The sequence below is a fragment of the Mycolicibacterium sp. XJ662 genome (assembly GCF_053484035.1).
On the sequence record NZ_JBEFTL010000002.1, the window covers coordinates 344,234 to 360,800 of the forward strand.

Genomic DNA, 16,567 nt, shown 5'->3' on the forward strand with positions numbered 1-16,567 from the left:
CGGCGCGCTAAAAGGGGACCCCTAGAAACCGCGGTAGCAAGAAAACGCCGACAATCGCTGCGAGGACATAGCTGATCACCAATCCGGCGATCGCGAGGCCTCGACCGCCTTCCCCTGTGCGCGCGATCTGCGACAGCGCAATGTGTCCGAAGATGATGCCCAGCGGGAACAGCACACACGTCACCAACGGACACACCAGTGCGGCAATGGCCAGACCGTTCGTCCGTTGCACGGGTACGTAGGCCACCGGCATCAGCACTGGGTACGGAGTACACGCGACCGGGTACTGCATGGGCGCCGCGGGCGGCGGTGGGTATGCCGGACTCGGTGGCGGCGGTTCCGGCGCCGCGAACGCCGGTGGCGGATAAGTGGGTTGAGACTCGGGGCCACCCACGCTGAAACCCGCGCCAAAGCGGCTGGGCGGCAACACCGGACCGGGACCGTTCGAGTTATCAGTCATCATCGGCTCCGGATACTGTGGGTCACTGGCCGATTCATGGCTGCGACATCTGTCGAATAACCCGATGCACCTGCACACCGACGTAGATGAACGCAGCGACACCGGCAAGGTTGATCAGCAGCACAAACATTGACTCCGCGACCGATTCGTAATGAACTGCCGAGTAGCCGCTGGGCCTTGACGACAAGAGCACCATCGACGAGATCATCCGCGCTGCCATGACCAACGCACCGACAAGACAGATTCCGAATAACACGAACTGGTGAGCCAGTTTCGTTCCCAGCGCGAAGTACAGATATCCGACACCGATCCACAACATGGTAGTCAGCACTGTCACGACAAAGCTTGACGGAATCAGCGACAGCAGCAGGCTGAGCACAACGCCCACGGCGTAACTGACATAGACGAACGGGTCCGGGTTCCGTTGCCGCATATCCTGAAACCGCGGGTGACGAATCAATTCTCCCCTGACGCCGCGTTGCATCAACCGCTGGATGAACGAATCACGAACGGGCGCAGCAGGGTACGCCACCGGCGGCACCACGGGATGGCGCGGCGTTGGCACTTGCGGCGGCGGCGCTTGCGGCATTGAGGGTACCGCGGGATAGGACATCGGCTGAGGCGTGGCCGCGGGAGTCGCCTGGGCGCCGAAGTGCTGCTTCGCCTGACGCTGGTAATCGGCATGCGGCTGCGGTGCCGGCGGCGGCACCCGGGGCCCGACGACCGGCATCGAGCGCTGGTTCGGCAATGGGGTCGCGGCAGGGTCCGGTCGAGTGGGTGGGACGAGGTCGTTACCCCACGTCGGTTCGTTGTCGTCAGCCATCAGCTACCTCCCCAGCTGTAATCAGTACACATAGACAACCGCATCGTTGCCGCCCCGGCACGTCAACACATCTTCCATCACACACGTCATCGCATACCACTTGCGGGTCACCGGACTGAACGCGTTGACGGTCGGCGGCACTGACTGGCCGGTGGCGTTGACTGCGTCACGAACGCTCATCGCAAACGGGCAAGAAGTGACCGAAGTCCCCGCCGCGGCGCGGCTGTACCTGCCCGCGCCGAGATCATCGCACGGCGTAGCGTCCGGGGGCGGTTGGGCGATCAACGGTGGAGGCTGCACCCAAGTCGTGACGGATCGGGCGGAAGTGGTACCCGACCGCCGATTCAGTTCGGTTGCCGACGAAGCCTTGTTATCCGATTGCCCTCCGGACGGAATGAGGAACACCAACAGCAAGCCGATCGCCAGAAAGGCGGCAACGCTGGCTCCGATCACCAGGTTTCGGTTGAGGCCACTACCGGGAGGGGATGGCGCTGACGCCGCGGGCGGCTGCGAGAAACGGGGCGCGACGGGTGCGGCTTTGAGCTGCGCCGGTGCATCCACTCGATAGATGACCTGATCCGTTTTGCCTGCGGCGGAACGCGACGTCTGCGAACTTCGTCGTGCCGCTCGCCGGTCATCGATCACACACCACGGACAGGGGTCCGCCTCTATCGGTATCTGGTGACCGCGCGGACAGGTTCCCAGTTGCATGCCCAGCAGCGCCTGTCGCCACCGGGCTGCCGTCGGCCGATCATCCGGATTCTGTGCGCCGTCGGTGAAGGCGCGGATGAACAATCCCTGAATATTCTCGGGCAGAAAGCTGATCGGAGGCGCCAGCGGATGTGTATGCAAAGCCGATCCCGGACCCCCCGACCACTGCCCCGACGCCGCCAAGGTCAACGCATCCGGCTGCTCACCCGCACCGGCCCACTCGCCTCTCAGAAACGGATGGTTTCCGGCCATCAACAACAGATGAATGTGCACCGCCAACGCAAATAGGTCCGACGGCTTTTCTCTTCCGGTGGCAAGCAGATCGACACCGGACAACTCAGGCGCGGTGAATTCAGGCCGCGCAACACCGCACAGGTACTGGCGCCCGGCTCCGTCGGTGAATTGCATTGAATCGCAGTCAACCAGGGTCACCCTGGTGGTGTCGTTGACCAGAATGTTGCGTTCCTGGAAATCCCCGATGACAGCATCGACCCGGTGGACGACGTCTACTGCAAGACAGAGGTTCGCGGCGACGTTCACCAAATGCGACCAAGTGACGTTGGGCGTCCAACCCGGCGCCGAGGGAAGTGGATTCGCTCGGTTGGAAGGGTTGCTCACCGTGTGGATCTCTACGGCGTCGGACGTATCGATTCGGGGCATCAGGTATCCGGCGACGCCATTCCGTCCGTCGAACAGATCTGTCGGCCAGGTCAATACGACGAAACCATCCGACTGAATAGCACCGTCGGGCGGCGTTGCGATCATGGCGCCGACTTTGGCCAGCTTTTCCGTCAGATTCTTAAGGTCTGGATGAAAGACCTTCGCGACTAAGCCGGGGCGACCGAGAATTTCATAGATTGTGCCCTCACCGGCTCGAGCAAGCACCGCACCTAGGTGCACTGCCAGGCCGGAGCTGGTCGTGAGATCCATTCTCAATGCGCCTGTTCTGACTCAAGCGGTGTGGTCGCCGTATTGGTGCGGCGTCTGCGCCAGCGGTGTCGCCCCTTCTCTGCTTGGTCGTTGAGTGGCGCGGTTGACGGTTCTTCGGCGGAAGCGTCCAACGGGGTGGGAGCGTCGGTCTGCGCTTGTGCGGGTTCTTTTGGCGCAGGGGCTGCTTCCATCACCGCAGGTCGAGCTGGCGGTGGCGGCGAACTCACCTCGCTGCGAAAGATTGGACGGGCCGACGGGTAGTACTCATCGTCAACCCTGCGCATGGCGGCGAGCACCATGGTCTTGTCGTCGCCGGTTTGATCGTCTTCGATACCGCGGAGAAGCGCCGCGAAATCCGAAGCCCCGGCACCGGAACGCACCCGCTGCCACGCGCCTTTGAAGAACGGCTCGAACGGTTCTCCGGTCACGATGTCGGTGATCTTGTAGCTCATCCCATCGGTGCTCAACGCGAACGCAGTCGCCCCGACGTGCGCCGATGCCCGAAACGATTTCTCGAACGCTTCGTCACTGTGAATGAACCATGTCGCGTTGGCGTACTCGTCCTTCTCTTCGATGAGATGTGTAGCGATGCCGTCAGCGCTTTCCGACGCGATGATCCCGTCGCCGATCTGACCCAACACGAGCAGTTCCTTTGACGCGATTGCCACAGACAGGGTCGTGGCAAGCAGTCCGACCGAAACGCCCATCCCCTCGGCTTGTTTAGTCACGCTGTCACGTGCGCAGGTAAACAACCACCGCATCATCGCTTCGGCGTCGGTTGCCGAAGCGGAGCGGAAGCTGGCAATGAATGCCGGGTGCATGACAAAGCTCAGCACTGCCTGACAGGCGCTATAGGAACCCCAGGCCGACGTACCCGACACCGACCCCGCTCCGTCGGCCACCGCCGCGACGATGAAGTCACCGACATGGCCGTACGCGAAAGCGTCGTCGCAACCCAAACCGCGGCTGATGTGTTGACTCCCGGTCACGGATGCGCCGCACGCGGCCCACTCCCAATGTCCACCGCGACCAGAGTCGTCGTCGGACGTCGTCACACGCTAGCCCACCCGCTGACTGAAGGTAACGTAATCTGCTGCCCCATACCGGCGAGGGCTTCATCGGTGCGGGCGAATTCGGTCGAGTTCGAGACGTTACTCAACGACGCCGAAAGCCATTCGAACAACTCTTCATACTTCAACCCGTCCAGCGGAGCGGGTCCGCGCTGGATGGATAGTCGACTCAGCTGCTGCCAGTCGACATAGGGTCCGGCACCAACGGCGAAGATTGTGACCCCACGGGCGGCTTCTACCGCGTTGAGCCGTGCCACCGCCTCGTCGAAACCCTCTTGGTTCGCCTGACCATCGGTCAACAACAAGATCCACGGGCGGTAATACTGCAAGCCGGCGGTCTTGTACGCGGCCTTTCGGTCTTCGATGATGTCAAGGGCCAGATGAATACCAGCCGCCATATTGGTCCGCCCCGAGGCCGTGAACCTCGTCGGCTGCAGGCCTCGGGCTTCTTGCATCGGGACCAGGACTGTTGCCACCGTGCCGAAGGTAACCACAGCGACTTCGACTCGCTTGCTGGCGAGGACATCGTTGTTCAGATAGTGGGTAAATGACGCGTACCCGCCTTCCAAGGCTGCGATCGGCGCCCCCTGCATCGATCCCGACACATCTGCGAGTACGACACATGACACCCGAGGGTCCGGGTTCTCGTCATTTAGCTCAACCGCCCAGTCGGACTGACTCAATTCAATCCCTCCCCAAGCACTCGAAACGCTTCAAGTTGACGTCAGCACATTCAAAATTAGCAAACTTGGATTCTGTCATGAGGGGTCTCGGCCAAACTGTCCGATGTTCGTACGACACCGACTCGATTAGGTGGTGTCGTCGAAATGCTGCGCACCGTTCCACCGGAGGGTGGCAACCCGTCGAGTACTCAATATGACGAGCCGAAGATGCACGCTGTTCGAACCGTTCTCCCAACGAAGAGGTGGCTTGTGGTTTCCAAGCAGGTAATAGGCGTCGGCCGTCTACGACGGTGTCGGAAAGGCGGCTAAAGCCATCGAATAGTAGGTGCTGTCGTAGTAGGTCGAATCGTTGATCGCCGATCCAAGTGCGCCGAGAAAGATTACGACCACGACGATGTAGACCACCAAGAGGGCTGTGAAGATATAGCCGATCACCAAACCCGCGATGGCAAAACCCTTGCCGTCTTCACCGGTCCGTTTGATTTGTGACAGTGCGATGTGACCGAAGATGATGCCGAGTGGTGCAAATACCAACGAGCACACCAACGCAGCGATGGACATCCCGTTCGTCTTGGCCACCGGCATATACGCGACGGGCATAACCATCTCCGGATACTGACCGGGCGGCGGCGGGTAGTGGACGGCAGCGGAAGGCTCGGGTGTCTGGTGTGGATACTGCGCCGGGTAACCGTAGGTCGCCGGAGGCTCGGTAGCGCCATCACCGACGGTGTAGCCGGCTCCGTACTTACTCGGAGGAAGGCCCGCTCCCGGATTGCGGAATGGGTCACCCATCTCTCATCACTCCTTACGTGAGCATCGGCGGAGATCGCCAACTGCCACCGTTGACTCACTAGGCGGCGCCGTGCCAGTCCACACCCCTGAGCAGGCTACCGCTCGCGCCAGCGCCGGTAGTCGAATTTCGCTGCGGCCGAGTCATTTGAAAACGCAAACACAACCCTCAGGGCCGGCGTTCGTCGCGAAAGTTCGATACCTGAGGCGGCGCGGCGCCACGCCGAATGCCACGACCGTGACGACCACCTGGGTACCCCCGGCCCCAATTTTCCAAGATTGAAATTACGAATACCGATGCTTCCCAGGAGAATTCCGCGAATGTACGCACCGATCGTCGATTTCTGCGTGACGACCGCATTCTGGCTCTGCTCGGTACGGCATGGTGCGGTCGTGGAACATCGATTGCGCCAAGTGCATTCGTGTGGAGCACAGGTCGTCGACCGTTCGGAGGACATGGTGCGGCAATGCGTCCAACACGTCGCCGCACCAAGCATTCGGCGTTTAGAATCCGCCAATGACGCACAGGCAAGTTGTCCTGGCTTTGGTTGCATGTTGCGTGTTGCTGGCGGGATGCGCCACCGGCCGCGAGATGAGCTCGCCGACCATGACCTCGGCAGAGCCACCGGCGCCGTCCTCAGTGCCGACTGTTCTGATTCTGGACGGATCCGGGTCGATGACCGAGGCCGACGCCCCCGGGCCCCGCATCGACGCCGCCAAATCAGCCGCCCACGGCCTGATCGACGCACTGCCTGATGCCTCCACCATTGCGCTGCAAACCTACGGCACCACCACAGGTTCCGCCGAAGCCGACAAACAGGCCGGATGCCGCGACGTCACCGTCCTGCTACCACTTGGGCCGATGAACCGAGACACGATGAACGACGCCATCGACTCGATCACGCCGTCGGGTTACACCCCGATCAGCCTGGCGCTGCAGACCGCGGCCGATCAACTACCCGCCGATGACACGCCCCAGGCGATCGTGCTGGTCTCCGACGGAGAAGAGACCTGCGACACCCCGCCCTGTGACACCGCCGCCCAGATCAAACAGTCCCATCCCGGATTGACCATCTCCACCATCGGGTTCAAGGTCGACGGACCCGCCGCCGACCAACTGCGCTGCATCGCCGACGCCACCGGCGGCATCTACGTCCAAGCCGCCAACGCCGATCAACTCGCCGCCCGACTACTGGCCACCCAGAACATCGATGAGGCCAATAAATCGCTGAGCGGCACCGGCCGTGGCGGTATCGACCTGGGCGCCTCCATTGGCGACATTCGAAGCCAACACCCCGGCTTCCCCGAGATCACCGACACCGAAGCAGTCACCATTAACTGGATCGACTGTGACTACACCTTCACCAACGGCACCCTCGAATCCATTGCGCCCCACAACGGCGGTCGCACCATTGACGGCATCAGTGTGGGTGACGACATCACCAAAGCCATTGATATTTACGGGAAACCGCTCAGTGCCACACCCAACAACGACGGCACCAGCACCGTCATCTTCGATGCCGACCCCAATACCGTTAACGCCTACAGGATGACGGTCGAGGGCTACTCGGCCGCCGGCGGCGTATTCACCGGCAGCATCAGAAATATCGTCCTGTGCCGATGCAAACCACCCAAAGGTCCGAGCAGACCTGCCGGCGTCACCGACCTCACTATCGGCAACATGACATTCCCGGTCGGCTCATGCGGAGACGGTTCCAGGGGCTGGGATCACGACGTTCCGATCACGGTCAGGGATGGCAAAGGTGAAGCTCGGACCGCCTCCGGCGAATTCGGCGGTGCGTCGATCAGAGATCCGAAGTTGGTGGGGTGGCTCGACGCGGACGCCGACGGCACCGAGGACGCGGTGGTCAGCTACTCATGCTTCGGCTCTACATTCGCCATGTGCTGTGCCGGGCGTACGTCCAATATGCAATTTGTCCGCGTGTTTGACTTCTCGAATCCGAATTCTCCCCGGCCGATCGGCGGAATCATCATGCCTGGTGAGTCACCGGTTCGTGGTGAGACTTACGGCGAACCTCGACGGATTGACCACGTGCAGATCGACGATTCGGCGATCATAACCGACGAGACGCTGGTTTATCCCGACACCAGCGGAGCGACCGCAGACCTCGGCCATTCACCCGACGCGACAATCGAAGTCACGCACCGGTACACCGGCAGTGGGTGGGTATCGACGGAGCGAGTCATCCGCTAGCGGGCCAGGTCCGGCTCTGGCTGATCTCCTGGTCGCCCACGCGGAGAAAGGTACTGACGTCCATCGGGGTCAGTGAACTGCATGGAATCGCAATCCACCAACGTGACCCGGACAGTGTCGTCGACCAGAATGTTGCGTTCCTGAAAGTCGCCGATCACAGCGTCGACGTGATGCACCACATCGACTGCCAGACAGAGATTTTCGGCGGCAGTGACCAGGTGTGCCCACGATGCCCCGGTTTTCCACTGTGGCGTCGACGGCAGTGGGTCGGCGCCGGTGCGCCGGGTTGCTCAACGAGTGGATCTCCACCGCCTGCACCGTGTCGATGCGCCGCATCAGAAAACCGTCGGGCGCACCGTCGTAATACACCAACTGCTGCGGCCATGCCTGCACCACGAACCCGTCATCCAGTACTGCACCCGGCGGAACTGTACCGACCATGGCGGTGACCTTGGCGATCTTTTCGTCCAGGCTCGCAAGGTCGGGGTGAAATACCTTCGCCACCAGGTTTGCTCGGTGCGCGAGGCTATAGATGGTGCCCTCACCGGCCTTCGCCATCACCCGGCCCAACTCGATCCACGAACCGTCCGATCGCGACAACCGGGTCTGCGGGGAGTTCACCCACGGGCCTTCCGACGCACTAGCAGTGCGACTACCTGACCGGGCATCCGCCGCCACCCATCTCGTCAAGGTGGCTCTGCGCCCACCCTGCGATGCGGTTCAGCACTGCGGTGCCATCACCGAAGCCACCCGAGTCCGGCACGGCGGCGACAGCGACGGCGACCTGACCCGTCGCCGTCGGCACCACCCCGTACTGCCGAACCAAGTACAGTCCGTCAGTTCCCGGGCCCCAACCACCTTTGAAATATGCGCCCCCGATCTGGCCGAGTCCCCACTGCTGGCCGGACACGATGTCGCCCATCAGAGCCGTCACCGGAGCCGCCGCGGGGTCGCAGGCAACGTGCGCAAGAAACCGGGCCTGGTCGGACAGTGACCACATGGTCTGACCAAATATCGAGAATCCCGGCCGGCGTAACTCGCTGGGTACGACGGTGAGCGGGTCACCCGCCGCGCTCAGTACCTCCTGCACCTTGCTCGCAGCGGCCGAACCGCCGCCCAGTTGCTCCCACATCGACTGGGCGGCGGCGTTATCCGACGCGGTGATGGCTGATCGCATTGCTGAGCTGACGCTGCCACCACCCGACTCCCGCAACAACGCCAACGCCAGGGGCACCTTGATGGTCGACCACGCTGGCCCGCTGCTCCACGCGCCCAGTGTGGTCACCTGGTCGGGCCGGCCCAAGGATGCGTAGGCCAAACCGATGTCCGCGGGTACCTCGGAGGCAAATGCGTCGAAGGAGGCTGCCAGAACGTCATCGGCCGGTGGCGGTAATGGAACTGCCGGTTCGGGTACCGCCGGCAGCGGGGCTTCCACGGTGGCGGTGGCCGGCGCAGCCTGTGCCGATGGACCCGACCCGTCGGAATGTCGTTGCCACACCCCGAACATCGCGATCACGGCGATTAGTGCGGCCGAAGCCAGGCAAATGGCGACCGTCCGATATGTGTTGGATGATCGCGGCAGCCGATGGCTGGCCCCCGACTGGTGATGCGTACGCATTCCGCTGAGATTACTGCTGGCCGGCCCGTCCGCAGCCACTTTCTTCGGCGAGCAGACGCCTAGGCTCCCCATTTCGGGCGGCGGTTTCAAGGGTTGATTGCGACTGCTCGCGGGTGGGCGAAGCTCTCGCATGGGCGCAGCTTGAGGGAAGGATGAGTAACTTCAGCTTCCGACTGTCAGCCCGACCTTCTGGAACTCCTTGAGGTCGCAGTAGCCGGCCTTGGCCATCGACCGGCGCAACCCCCCAACGAGATTGAGCGAGCCGAACGGGTCGTCGGACGGCCCGTTGAGCACCTGCTCGAGCGACGGCCGCTCGCCCATCGCGATCTGCAGCAGCGCCCCGCGCGGCAGCGACGGGTGGGCCGCCGCGGCGGGCCAGAACCAGCCGTCGCCCAGGGCCTCGGCCGCCGTGGCCAACGGGGTGCCGAGCACGACGGCGTCGGCGCCGCAGGCGATCGCCTTGGCCAGGTCACCGGAGGTGTGAATGTCGCCGTCGGCCAACACATGAACGTACCGCCCGCCCGTCTCGTCGAGGTACTCCCGGCGGGCCGCGGCGGCGTCGGCGATCGCCGTGGCCATCGGCACGCTGATGCCCAGCACCTCGTCGCTGGTGGTGACGCCCTGCGTGGAGCCGTAGCCGACGATGACGCCCGCCGCGCCGGTGCGCATCAGATGCAGTGCCGTGCGGTGGTCGAGCACACCGCCGGCCACCACCGGCACGTCGAGTTCGGAGATGAACGTCTTGAGGTTCAACGGCTCCCCGTCGGAGGCGACCCGTTCGGCCGACACGATCGTGCCCTGGATGACCAGCAGGTCGATCCCGGCGGAGACCAGGGTCGGGGTCAGCGCCCGCGCGTTCTGCGGGCTGACACGCACGGCCGTCGTCACGCCGGCCTCGCGGATCCGTGCGACCGCCGCCCCGAGCAGATCGGGGTCCAGCGGCGCCGAATGCAGTTGCTGCAGAAGGCGTATCGACGCCGAGGGTTCGGGTTCCTTCTCGGCAGCCTCGACCACCTGGGCGATCTTGTCCTCGACGTCGGCGTGCCTGCCGATCAGGCCCTCGCCGTTGAGCACGCCCAGCCCGCCGAGGCGCCCGAGCGCGATCGCGAACTCCGGCGACACCAGCGCGTCGGTCGGATGCGCGACCACGGGTACTTCGAACCGGTAGGCGTCGAGCTGCCACGCCGTCGACACATCCTTCGACGACCTCGTACGCCGTGACGGCACGATGTTGATGTCGTCGAGTTCGTAGGTGCGGCGGGCGGTTCTGCCCATGCCGATTTCGACCAAGTCACGCATGACCAATGTGTCCCCTTAGCGGGCGTAGTAATTCGGCGCTTCGACGGTCATCGCGACATCGTGCGGATGGCTTTCCTTCAGCCCGGCGGCGGTGATCTGCACGAACTGCGCCTGCTGCAGCTGTTCGATGGTGGCCGAGCCGGTGTAGCCCATGGCCGCCCGCAGCCCACCGGTGAGCTGGTGGATGACGGTGGACAGCGGACCGCGGTACGGCACCCGGCCCTCGATGCCCTCCGGCACCAGCTTGTCCTCGGACAGCGCGTCGTCCTGGAAGTAGCGGTCCTTGGAGTAGGACTTCGCGCCGCCGCGGCCCTGCATGGCTCCCAGCGAGCCCATGCCGCGGTAGCTCTTGAACTGCTTACCGTTGACGAAGATCAGCTCGCCGGGCGACTCGGCGGTGCCGGCCAGAAGCGAGCCCAGCATCGCCGTCGACGCCCCGGCGGCCAGCGCCTTGGCGATGTCACCGGAGTACTGCAGTCCGCCGTCGGCGATCACCGGCACTCCCCTGGGCGCGCATGCGGCGACGGCTTCCAGGATCGCGGTGATCTGGGGTGCGCCGACGCCGGCCACCACGCGGGTGGTGCAGATCGAGCCCGGTCCCACACCGACTTTCACCGCGTCGGCGCCCGCGTCGGCCAACGCGGCCGCGGCGGCGCGAGTGGCCACGTTGCCGCCGACCACCTCGACACGGTCGCCCAGCACGGTCTTGACCCGGTGCACCATGTCGAGCACGCCGCGGTTGTGGGCATGCGCCGTGTCCACCACGAGCACGTCGACGCCCGCCTCGACCAGCGTCACCGCGCGCGTCCAGGCATCATCCCCGACGCCGACGGCGGCGCCGACGAGCAGCCGGCCGTCTTTGTCCTTAGTGGCCAGCGGGAACTGTTCGGTCTTGACGAAGTCCTTGACCGTGATCAGGCCCGTCAGCTTTCCGTGGCCGTCGACGATCGGCAGCTTCTCGATCTTGTGGCGACGCAACAGCCCCAGCGCGGCTTCGGCGGAGACGCCCTCCTGCGCGGTGATCAGCGGCGCCTTGGTCATCACCTCCGAGACCGGCTTGGCCTGGTCGACCTCAAAGCGCATATCGCGGTTGGTGATGATCCCGACCAGGGAGCCGGTGTCGTCGACGACGGGCAGCCCCGAGATCCGGAACCGTGCGCACATCGCGTCGACTTCGGCCAGGGTGTTGTCCGGTGAGCAGGTGACCGGGTCGGTGACCATACCGGCCTCGGAACGCTTGACGGTTTCGACCTGGCCGGCCTGCTCGGCGATCGGAAGGTTGCGGTGCAGGACCCCCATGCCGCCGGCCCGCGCCATCGCTATGGCCATCCGCGACTCGGTCACCGTGTCCATCGCCGAACTGACCAGAGGCACTTTCAGCCGCACCTTCTTGGTGAGCTGGCTGGAGGTGTCGGCAGTGGCGGGAATCACGTCGGAGGCTGCGGGCAGCAACAACACGTCGTCGAAGGTGAGCCCGAGCATCGCAACTTTCGTCGGGTCATCGCCGCCGGTCGGCACCGGCACGGCGAGCGGAACGCTGCTTTCAGCGATCGACATGGATGGGCCTCCAGTGACGAGGACAGTCGTCGAGCTAGACGACCATCCTATCGGCATCGAGGTCGACGGTTCGGTGCCACACGGTGTTCCGAATCGTCGGGCGCCATGCCGCCCGACGGCTGGACCGAAATGGATCCGGCTGCGTAGGGTGGAGGCGTGCGTGACCACCTGCCTCCGGGTTTGCCACCCGACCCGTTCGCCGATGACCCGTGCGACCCCTCGGCTGCGCTCGACGCGATCGAGCCCGGCCAGCCGCTGGACCCGCAAGAGCGGACCGCGGTGGAGGCCGACCTGGCCGACCTTGCGGTGTACGAGGCGTTGCTGGCGCACAAGGGCATCCGCGGCCTGGTGGTGTGCTGCGACGAATGCCAGCAGGATCACTACCACGACTGGGACATGCTGCGCGCCAACCTGCTGCAGCTGCTCGTCGACGGCACGGTGCGGCCCCACGAGCCGGCCTACGATCCTGAACCCGATGCCTACGTGACGTGGGATTACTGCCGCGGCTACGCCGACGCCTCACTCAATGAGGCGGCCTCGGAAACCGACGGCTACCGCTGAGCGCGCGCTAGCTCTACTCGTCTTCGGGCAGCGGCACCACGGTCGTCGTGGTGATCACCGTCTTCGACGCCTCCCTGGTGGGTGACTCCTGCGTCGGTGCCTGCGTGGTCGTCACCTGCTGAGTGGTCTGCGGCTGCGTGGTCTGCGGCTGCGTCGTTGCAACTTCGGTCGTCTGCGGCGCCTGCGTGGGCGTCGCAGTCGGTGACGGTGTCGCTGCGGGCGGTTGCGTCGCCGTGGACGACGGCGGCTCCTGCACCGTCGATGTCGGCGTCGGCCGCTGCGCAGGCGAGCTCGTCGGCGACGGGGTCGCGGTCGGTGTAGGCGACGGGCTCGCCGTCGGCGTCGGCGACGGGCTCGCCGTCGGCGATGGCGTCGCGGTCGGCGATGGCGTCGCGGTCGGCGACGGCATGGTTGTCACATCCGTCGGCGACGGCAGCGTGGTGTCGGTCGGCGACGGCAACGTCGTGACATCCGACGGCGACGGGGCCGTGGTGTCCGACGGCGACGGCGAAACCGAGACCGTCGTCGTGGTGTCGAGCACCGCGACCGGCACCTCCGGGAACACCGGCGGCGGCACATCCGGCGGAATGGTCGCGGCCGGGTCCTGCGCCTGAACTTTCACCGTCAACTCTTGCCACTCGCTGACGAATTCCTGTTTGCGGTCAACATCGTCGACCGTGGCCACCGTGGTGGTCAGCGTCTGCAGCTTGTCCTGCGCGGCTTCCCACTGGCCTTCGTCGATCAGCTGCTGCACCTCGGCGAACTGCTGCGACGCCAGCATCACCGGATCGTCGCGGGTGGTCTGCTGCTCACCGAACAGCATGGTGCGCAGGCCGTACAGCGCGTCACCCGGTCCGGCGCCGGCGACCACCGCACCGAAGCCGCCGAGGCACAACACCGCAGCCGCCGCCGATCCGACGACCGCCAGCGACCGGTTGCGTCGTCGTGACACCGTGGCACGATCCAGCGCCAGCACCGCGTCGCGCGGCGTGACGGGCGCGGTCAGCGGTGCGTCGCGCACCTCGTCGCGCCACCCGGCCAGCAGTTGTGCCAGCTCGGCTTCACCGGCATCGGTGGCATACACCGGCTCTTCGAACGCCAGCGCGTCCAGGAACCGGTCGGTGCGGTTGATGTCGTTGAGGGACGGGTCGCCCCCGTTTGCGTTCCAGCGTCCGAAGTCAGGCATGGTCGTGCCGCCCTGTCGAGATGATCTCCTGCTTCAGCCGCGCCAGCGCGCGATGCTGGGCCACCCGGACCGCACCGGCCGTACTTCCGACCGCCTCGGCGGTCTCCTCGGCGCTCATGCCGACGACCACACGCAGGATCAAGATTTCACGTTGCTTTTCCGGCAGTATGGCGAGCAGCCTTTTCATCTGCTCAGACGATTCGGCCTCCAGGGCCATCTGCTCGGGTCCGGCGTCCAGCGAGTAGCCCTCCGGCACGACTTCCATCGGGTCGGAGCGGTTCCGTGCCGCTGCGCGGTGAGCGTCAGCGAGCTTGTGTGCAGCTATGCCGTACACGAAGGCCAGGAACGGTCGTCCCTGATCCTTGTAGCGCGGCAGCGCCGTGATGGCGGCCAAGCACACCTCCTGAGCAATATCGTCTGCTGAAAGCCCACTGCGTTCCGCAGCTCCCACCCGTGCCCGGCAGTACCTGACAACGATGGGGCGGATGGTTTCCAGCACCTGTCGGAGTGCGTCTCGGTTGCCCGCTACTGCCTCAGCAACGACAGCATCGAGACGTTCTCTCGAAATTGTCATCGTGGGCGATCTCTCCAGCGTTACGAACCGGTGGCAGTCCGGCGGGGGCGGCTCAGCTAAACAATAACTTTCAGGATGACGTGCCCTCGGTCACGGAGACGGGCCACACGCCGCCCCGTGACCGGACTGTGTCGGCAGATTCGTCGCGGATGGCACGGATCTGGTCGTGCGGGCACGTCGCGCTGCCGATGTCGGCCAGCAAGCAAGCCAACGCCCAGCGCAGCGGGATCATTCCGAAGCGGCCCGTCTCGGTCAGCGCGGCGTCGGCGACCAGCCGCGCAGCGTCGAGGTCACCGGCGCTGCACAACGCGGCGGCGTGTACGACGTCGGATTTGACGGCGTGTCGCGTCGAGCCGAATGCCGCCGCCGCCTCGACGGCCTGCTCGGCGTGCCGCACGGCGTCCGCGCCCTGACCGCACGCCATCGCCAGCTCGGCCCTCACCCAGGCCAGCCGAACGGCCAGCCGGGACGCCGGCGCGTCGGGGATCCGCTCGGCCGCCCGCTGAAGTGCGCGTGCAGCCGCCGCAAACCGGCCCACCCCCAGCGCGTCAGCGGCCAGCCCGATCAGCGCGTCGGCGCCGGCCTCGGCGTCGGAGCCGGCGAGCGCCAACGCTCGCCCGTCCCAGCCCCGGGCGTGGCCGTGCCAACCGAGTTGCCGCAAAAATGACGCATATGTGCTGTGCGCCAACGAGATCAACGGCTCCGGCCGTTGGGTGCGGCGCAGCCGGGCGAGGTCGGCGCGCGCGCTGGCGTAGCGTCCCTGACCGCCCGCGGCGACCGCGCGCAGCCACAGTTCGTGCTGCGACGCGGCGGGCGGCAGCGGCCAGCGGCCGGGGTCGTCACCGAACGCGGCGTCGGCCAACACCGTCGCGGAGTCAGAAGTGGTCATCGGAGCGCCGACGCTATCAACGACACGCCGACCGGACGGATTCGGTTAACAGTTGATGCCCACAAAGTTAACTCCAGGTAAGCCGACCATTGCTTGTTTGCGTTTGCTGGATTACCCCATGGCGGCGCGATCAGGTGAAACGGTCGCCGTGGTGGTCTCGGTGGAATTCGCTTAGCATGTTTGACGCCGGCGAAAAGGCCCAAGAATGAACGTGAGGTAAATTCTTGGCCTGCGGTTATGGCGTTCCACACGCGTTTGAACTATTGACGAAATTTCGTGAGCCCACCTACTTTGTGTGCACGAGTAGTCATCGGCGACTTGCGCTCGGATCTGTTCCAGGAACTCACGTGTTCAACCGTTTGCGGAAGAACACGCAGAGAGGGGTTCTCCAATGCCTTTGCCGCAACAACTACCCGGACCCAACGCTGATGTGTGGGATTGGCAGATGGCCGGTTCGTGCCGGGGTGTCGATTCCTCGATGTTCTTTCATCCCGACGGCGAACGTGGCCGTGCCCGCGCCCAGCGCGAGCGGCGCGCCAAGGAGATGTGCAACCAGTGCCCCGTCATCGCGCAGTGCCGTGCGCACGCCCTGGCCGTCGGCGAAACCTACGGCATCTGGGGCGGGCTCACGGAATCGGAGCGCGAACTGCTGCTGAAGCGGGGCATCCGCCGCGCGTCGTGACGGCGTAGCAGTTCGACGAGGTGCCGGGATGACTTATGCCCGCGACGTCAGTTGACGGAATATCCGTTCGCGTCCGCGTATTCCCGGTACCTGTCGAAGGCTGGTGTGATGGCCGGCAGCAGCTTGAGCAACTTCGGTACCGATCCTTCGACCTTCACCTTGCGCCGCGCAATGGCCATCGGCACATTCAGCTTGCCCAGCCAGAACCGGTGTGCGTCCGAGGCCGACATGGTGAGCAGCACCTCGGCTTCGCGCCCGGCCGCGTCGTCACCATCGAACACCACCGGCGGATCGACCGTGCAGTCGAGCATGAACACCTCGTCGGGGTCGGTGTACTGCACCCTGAACGACGTATCCCCGGCGACGAACTTCGGGCGCAGTTCGGGATCGCTGACCAGCTGACGCAGAAACGGGGTCACGAACTGCTGTAACTGCTCTGCGGATTGGAACTCGGCCATTTGTGCGCTCCTTCGCGTCGGGGTGTGTGCGTCAGCGTTTCCGCCCATCAAACAAACACTGT

General features: G+C 64.8%; 17 protein-coding genes. 3 read left to right on the forward strand and 14 right to left on the reverse strand.

Annotated elements, in window-relative coordinates; translation table 11 throughout:
- Positions 1–7 precede the first annotated feature (7 nt).
- The 6 genes from ABQE93_RS08920 to ABQE93_RS08945 form a co-directional block, all read right to left on the reverse strand.
- Positions 8–460 (reverse strand): DUF4190 domain-containing protein, encoded by a 453-nt coding sequence (locus tag ABQE93_RS08920; protein ID WP_448438056.1) that lies wholly within the window; start codon positions 458–460, stop codon positions 8–10.
- A 34-nt stretch (positions 461–494) separates the two neighbouring features.
- Complete coding sequence (locus ABQE93_RS08925; RefSeq protein WP_448406897.1) at positions 495–1,283, reverse strand: hypothetical protein; 789 nt, start codon at positions 1,281–1,283, stop codon at positions 495–497.
- A 21-nt stretch (positions 1,284–1,304) separates the two neighbouring features.
- Complete coding sequence (locus tag ABQE93_RS08930; RefSeq protein WP_448406896.1) at positions 1,305–2,924, reverse strand: hypothetical protein; 1,620 nt, start codon at positions 2,922–2,924, stop codon at positions 1,305–1,307.
- Between the two features lie 2 nt (positions 2,925–2,926).
- Positions 2,927–3,979 (reverse strand): PP2C family serine/threonine-protein phosphatase, encoded by a 1,053-nt coding sequence (locus ABQE93_RS08935; protein WP_448412353.1) that lies wholly within the window; start codon positions 3,977–3,979, stop codon positions 2,927–2,929.
- Entirely contained in the window at positions 3,976–4,623 is a 648-nt protein-coding gene (locus ABQE93_RS08940) for a vWA domain-containing protein (protein ID WP_448412375.1), read from the reverse strand. The genes ABQE93_RS08935 and ABQE93_RS08940 overlap by 4 nt, the downstream gene beginning before the upstream one ends.
- A gap of 336 nt (positions 4,624–4,959) precedes the next feature.
- A complete protein-coding gene (locus tag ABQE93_RS08945) occupies positions 4,960–5,469 on the reverse strand; it encodes a DUF4190 domain-containing protein (RefSeq protein ID WP_448406894.1) in 510 nt (169 codons plus the stop codon).
- A 604-nt stretch (positions 5,470–6,073) separates the two neighbouring features.
- On the opposite strand from ABQE93_RS08945, the gene ABQE93_RS08950 reads away from it, so the two are divergent.
- Positions 6,074–7,681: a vWA domain-containing protein gene (locus ABQE93_RS08950; protein WP_448412377.1), complete on the forward strand. Its 1,608-nt coding sequence runs from the start codon at positions 6,074–6,076 to the stop codon at positions 7,679–7,681.
- Positions 7,682–7,750: 69 nt separating this feature from the next.
- Here ABQE93_RS08950 and ABQE93_RS08955 read toward each other — a convergent pair whose 3' ends face one another.
- The 4 genes from ABQE93_RS08955 to guaB form a co-directional block, all read right to left on the reverse strand.
- The gene (locus ABQE93_RS08955; RefSeq protein WP_448406892.1) at positions 7,751–8,242 is read right to left on the reverse strand and encodes a hypothetical protein; all 492 of its coding nucleotides are present in this window, start codon (positions 8,240–8,242) and stop codon (positions 7,751–7,753) included.
- A 91-nt stretch (positions 8,243–8,333) separates the two neighbouring features.
- A complete protein-coding gene (locus ABQE93_RS08960) occupies positions 8,334–9,188 on the reverse strand; it encodes a serine hydrolase (protein ID WP_448407276.1) in 855 nt (284 codons plus the stop codon).
- A gap of 273 nt (positions 9,189–9,461) precedes the next feature.
- Positions 9,462–10,589, reverse strand: a complete 1,128-nt coding sequence (locus tag ABQE93_RS08965; protein WP_448407275.1) for a GuaB3 family IMP dehydrogenase-related protein — start codon at positions 10,587–10,589, stop codon at positions 9,462–9,464.
- 24 nt (positions 10,590–10,613) lie between these two features.
- Positions 10,614–12,155 carry an IMP dehydrogenase gene (gene guaB / locus ABQE93_RS08970; protein WP_448406891.1) on the reverse strand — a complete coding sequence of 514 codons (1,542 nt, stop codon included), beginning with the start codon at positions 12,153–12,155 and terminating at the stop codon, positions 10,614–10,616.
- A gap of 156 nt (positions 12,156–12,311) precedes the next feature.
- On the opposite strand from guaB, the gene ABQE93_RS08975 reads away from it, so the two are divergent.
- Complete coding sequence (locus ABQE93_RS08975; protein ID WP_427058319.1) at positions 12,312–12,716, forward strand: DUF5319 domain-containing protein; 405 nt, start codon at positions 12,312–12,314, stop codon at positions 12,714–12,716.
- 13 nt (positions 12,717–12,729) lie between these two features.
- On the opposite strand, the gene ABQE93_RS08980 is transcribed toward ABQE93_RS08975, so the two are convergent.
- From ABQE93_RS08980 to ABQE93_RS08990, 3 genes are all read right to left on the reverse strand, one after another.
- Positions 12,730–13,902, reverse strand: coding sequence for an anti-sigma-D factor RsdA (locus ABQE93_RS08980; protein ID WP_448406890.1), 1,173 nt, complete (start codon positions 13,900–13,902; stop codon positions 12,730–12,732).
- The gene (locus tag ABQE93_RS08985) at positions 13,895–14,476 is read right to left on the reverse strand and encodes a sigma-70 family RNA polymerase sigma factor (protein ID WP_448406889.1); all 582 of its coding nucleotides are present in this window, start codon (positions 14,474–14,476) and stop codon (positions 13,895–13,897) included. The genes ABQE93_RS08980 and ABQE93_RS08985 overlap by 8 nt, the downstream gene beginning before the upstream one ends.
- Before the next feature lie 70 nt (positions 14,477–14,546).
- Positions 14,547–15,365 (reverse strand): hypothetical protein, encoded by an 819-nt coding sequence (locus tag ABQE93_RS08990; RefSeq protein WP_448406888.1) that lies wholly within the window; start codon positions 15,363–15,365, stop codon positions 14,547–14,549.
- Positions 15,366–15,756: 391 nt separating this feature from the next.
- Here ABQE93_RS08990 and ABQE93_RS08995 point away from each other — a divergent pair, with 391 nt between their 5' ends.
- On the forward strand, positions 15,757–16,047 hold the full coding sequence (locus ABQE93_RS08995; protein ID WP_448392930.1) for a WhiB family transcriptional regulator: 291 nt from the start codon (positions 15,757–15,759) through the stop codon (positions 16,045–16,047).
- 47 nt (positions 16,048–16,094) lie between these two features.
- On the opposite strand, the gene ABQE93_RS09000 is transcribed toward ABQE93_RS08995, so the two are convergent.
- Positions 16,095–16,505, reverse strand: a complete 411-nt coding sequence (locus ABQE93_RS09000; protein WP_448406887.1) for an SCP2 sterol-binding domain-containing protein — start codon at positions 16,503–16,505, stop codon at positions 16,095–16,097.
- Positions 16,506–16,567 lie beyond the last annotated feature (62 nt).

What these genes read in the sequence shown, in the direction of transcription:
- ABQE93_RS08920 (WP_448438056.1), bottom strand. Translation starts at nt 460, where the DNA reads ATGACTGATAACTCGAACGGTCCCGGTCCGGTGTTGCCGCCCAGCCGC.
- ABQE93_RS08925 (WP_448406897.1), bottom strand. Translation starts at nt 1,283, where the DNA reads ATGGCTGACGACAACGAACCGACGTGGGGTAACGACCTCGTCCCACCC.
- ABQE93_RS08930 (WP_448406896.1), bottom strand. Translation starts at nt 2,924, where the DNA reads ATGGATCTCACGACCAGCTCCGGCCTGGCAGTGCACCTAGGTGCGGTG.
- ABQE93_RS08945 (WP_448406894.1), bottom strand. Translation starts at nt 5,469, where the DNA reads ATGGGTGACCCATTCCGCAATCCGGGAGCGGGCCTTCCTCCGAGTAAG.
- ABQE93_RS08950 (WP_448412377.1), top strand. Translation starts at nt 6,074, where the DNA reads ATGACCTCGGCAGAGCCACCGGCGCCGTCCTCAGTGCCGACTGTTCTG.
- ABQE93_RS08960 (WP_448407276.1), bottom strand. Translation starts at nt 9,188, where the DNA reads ATGTTCGGGGTGTGGCAACGACATTCCGACGGGTCGGGTCCATCGGCA.
- guaB (WP_448406891.1), bottom strand. Translation starts at nt 12,155, where the DNA reads ATGTCGATCGCTGAAAGCAGCGTTCCGCTCGCCGTGCCGGTGCCGACC.
- ABQE93_RS08980 (WP_448406890.1), bottom strand. Translation starts at nt 13,902, where the DNA reads ATGCCTGACTTCGGACGCTGGAACGCAAACGGGGGCGACCCGTCCCTC.
- ABQE93_RS08985 (WP_448406889.1), bottom strand. Translation starts at nt 14,476, where the DNA reads ATGACAATTTCGAGAGAACGTCTCGATGCTGTCGTTGCTGAGGCAGTA.
- ABQE93_RS08990 (WP_448406888.1), bottom strand. Translation starts at nt 15,365, where the DNA reads ATGACCACTTCTGACTCCGCGACGGTGTTGGCCGACGCCGCGTTCGGT.
- ABQE93_RS08995 (WP_448392930.1), top strand. Translation starts at nt 15,757, where the DNA reads ATGCCTTTGCCGCAACAACTACCCGGACCCAACGCTGATGTGTGGGAT.
- ABQE93_RS09000 (WP_448406887.1), bottom strand. Translation starts at nt 16,505, where the DNA reads ATGGCCGAGTTCCAATCCGCAGAGCAGTTACAGCAGTTCGTGACCCCG.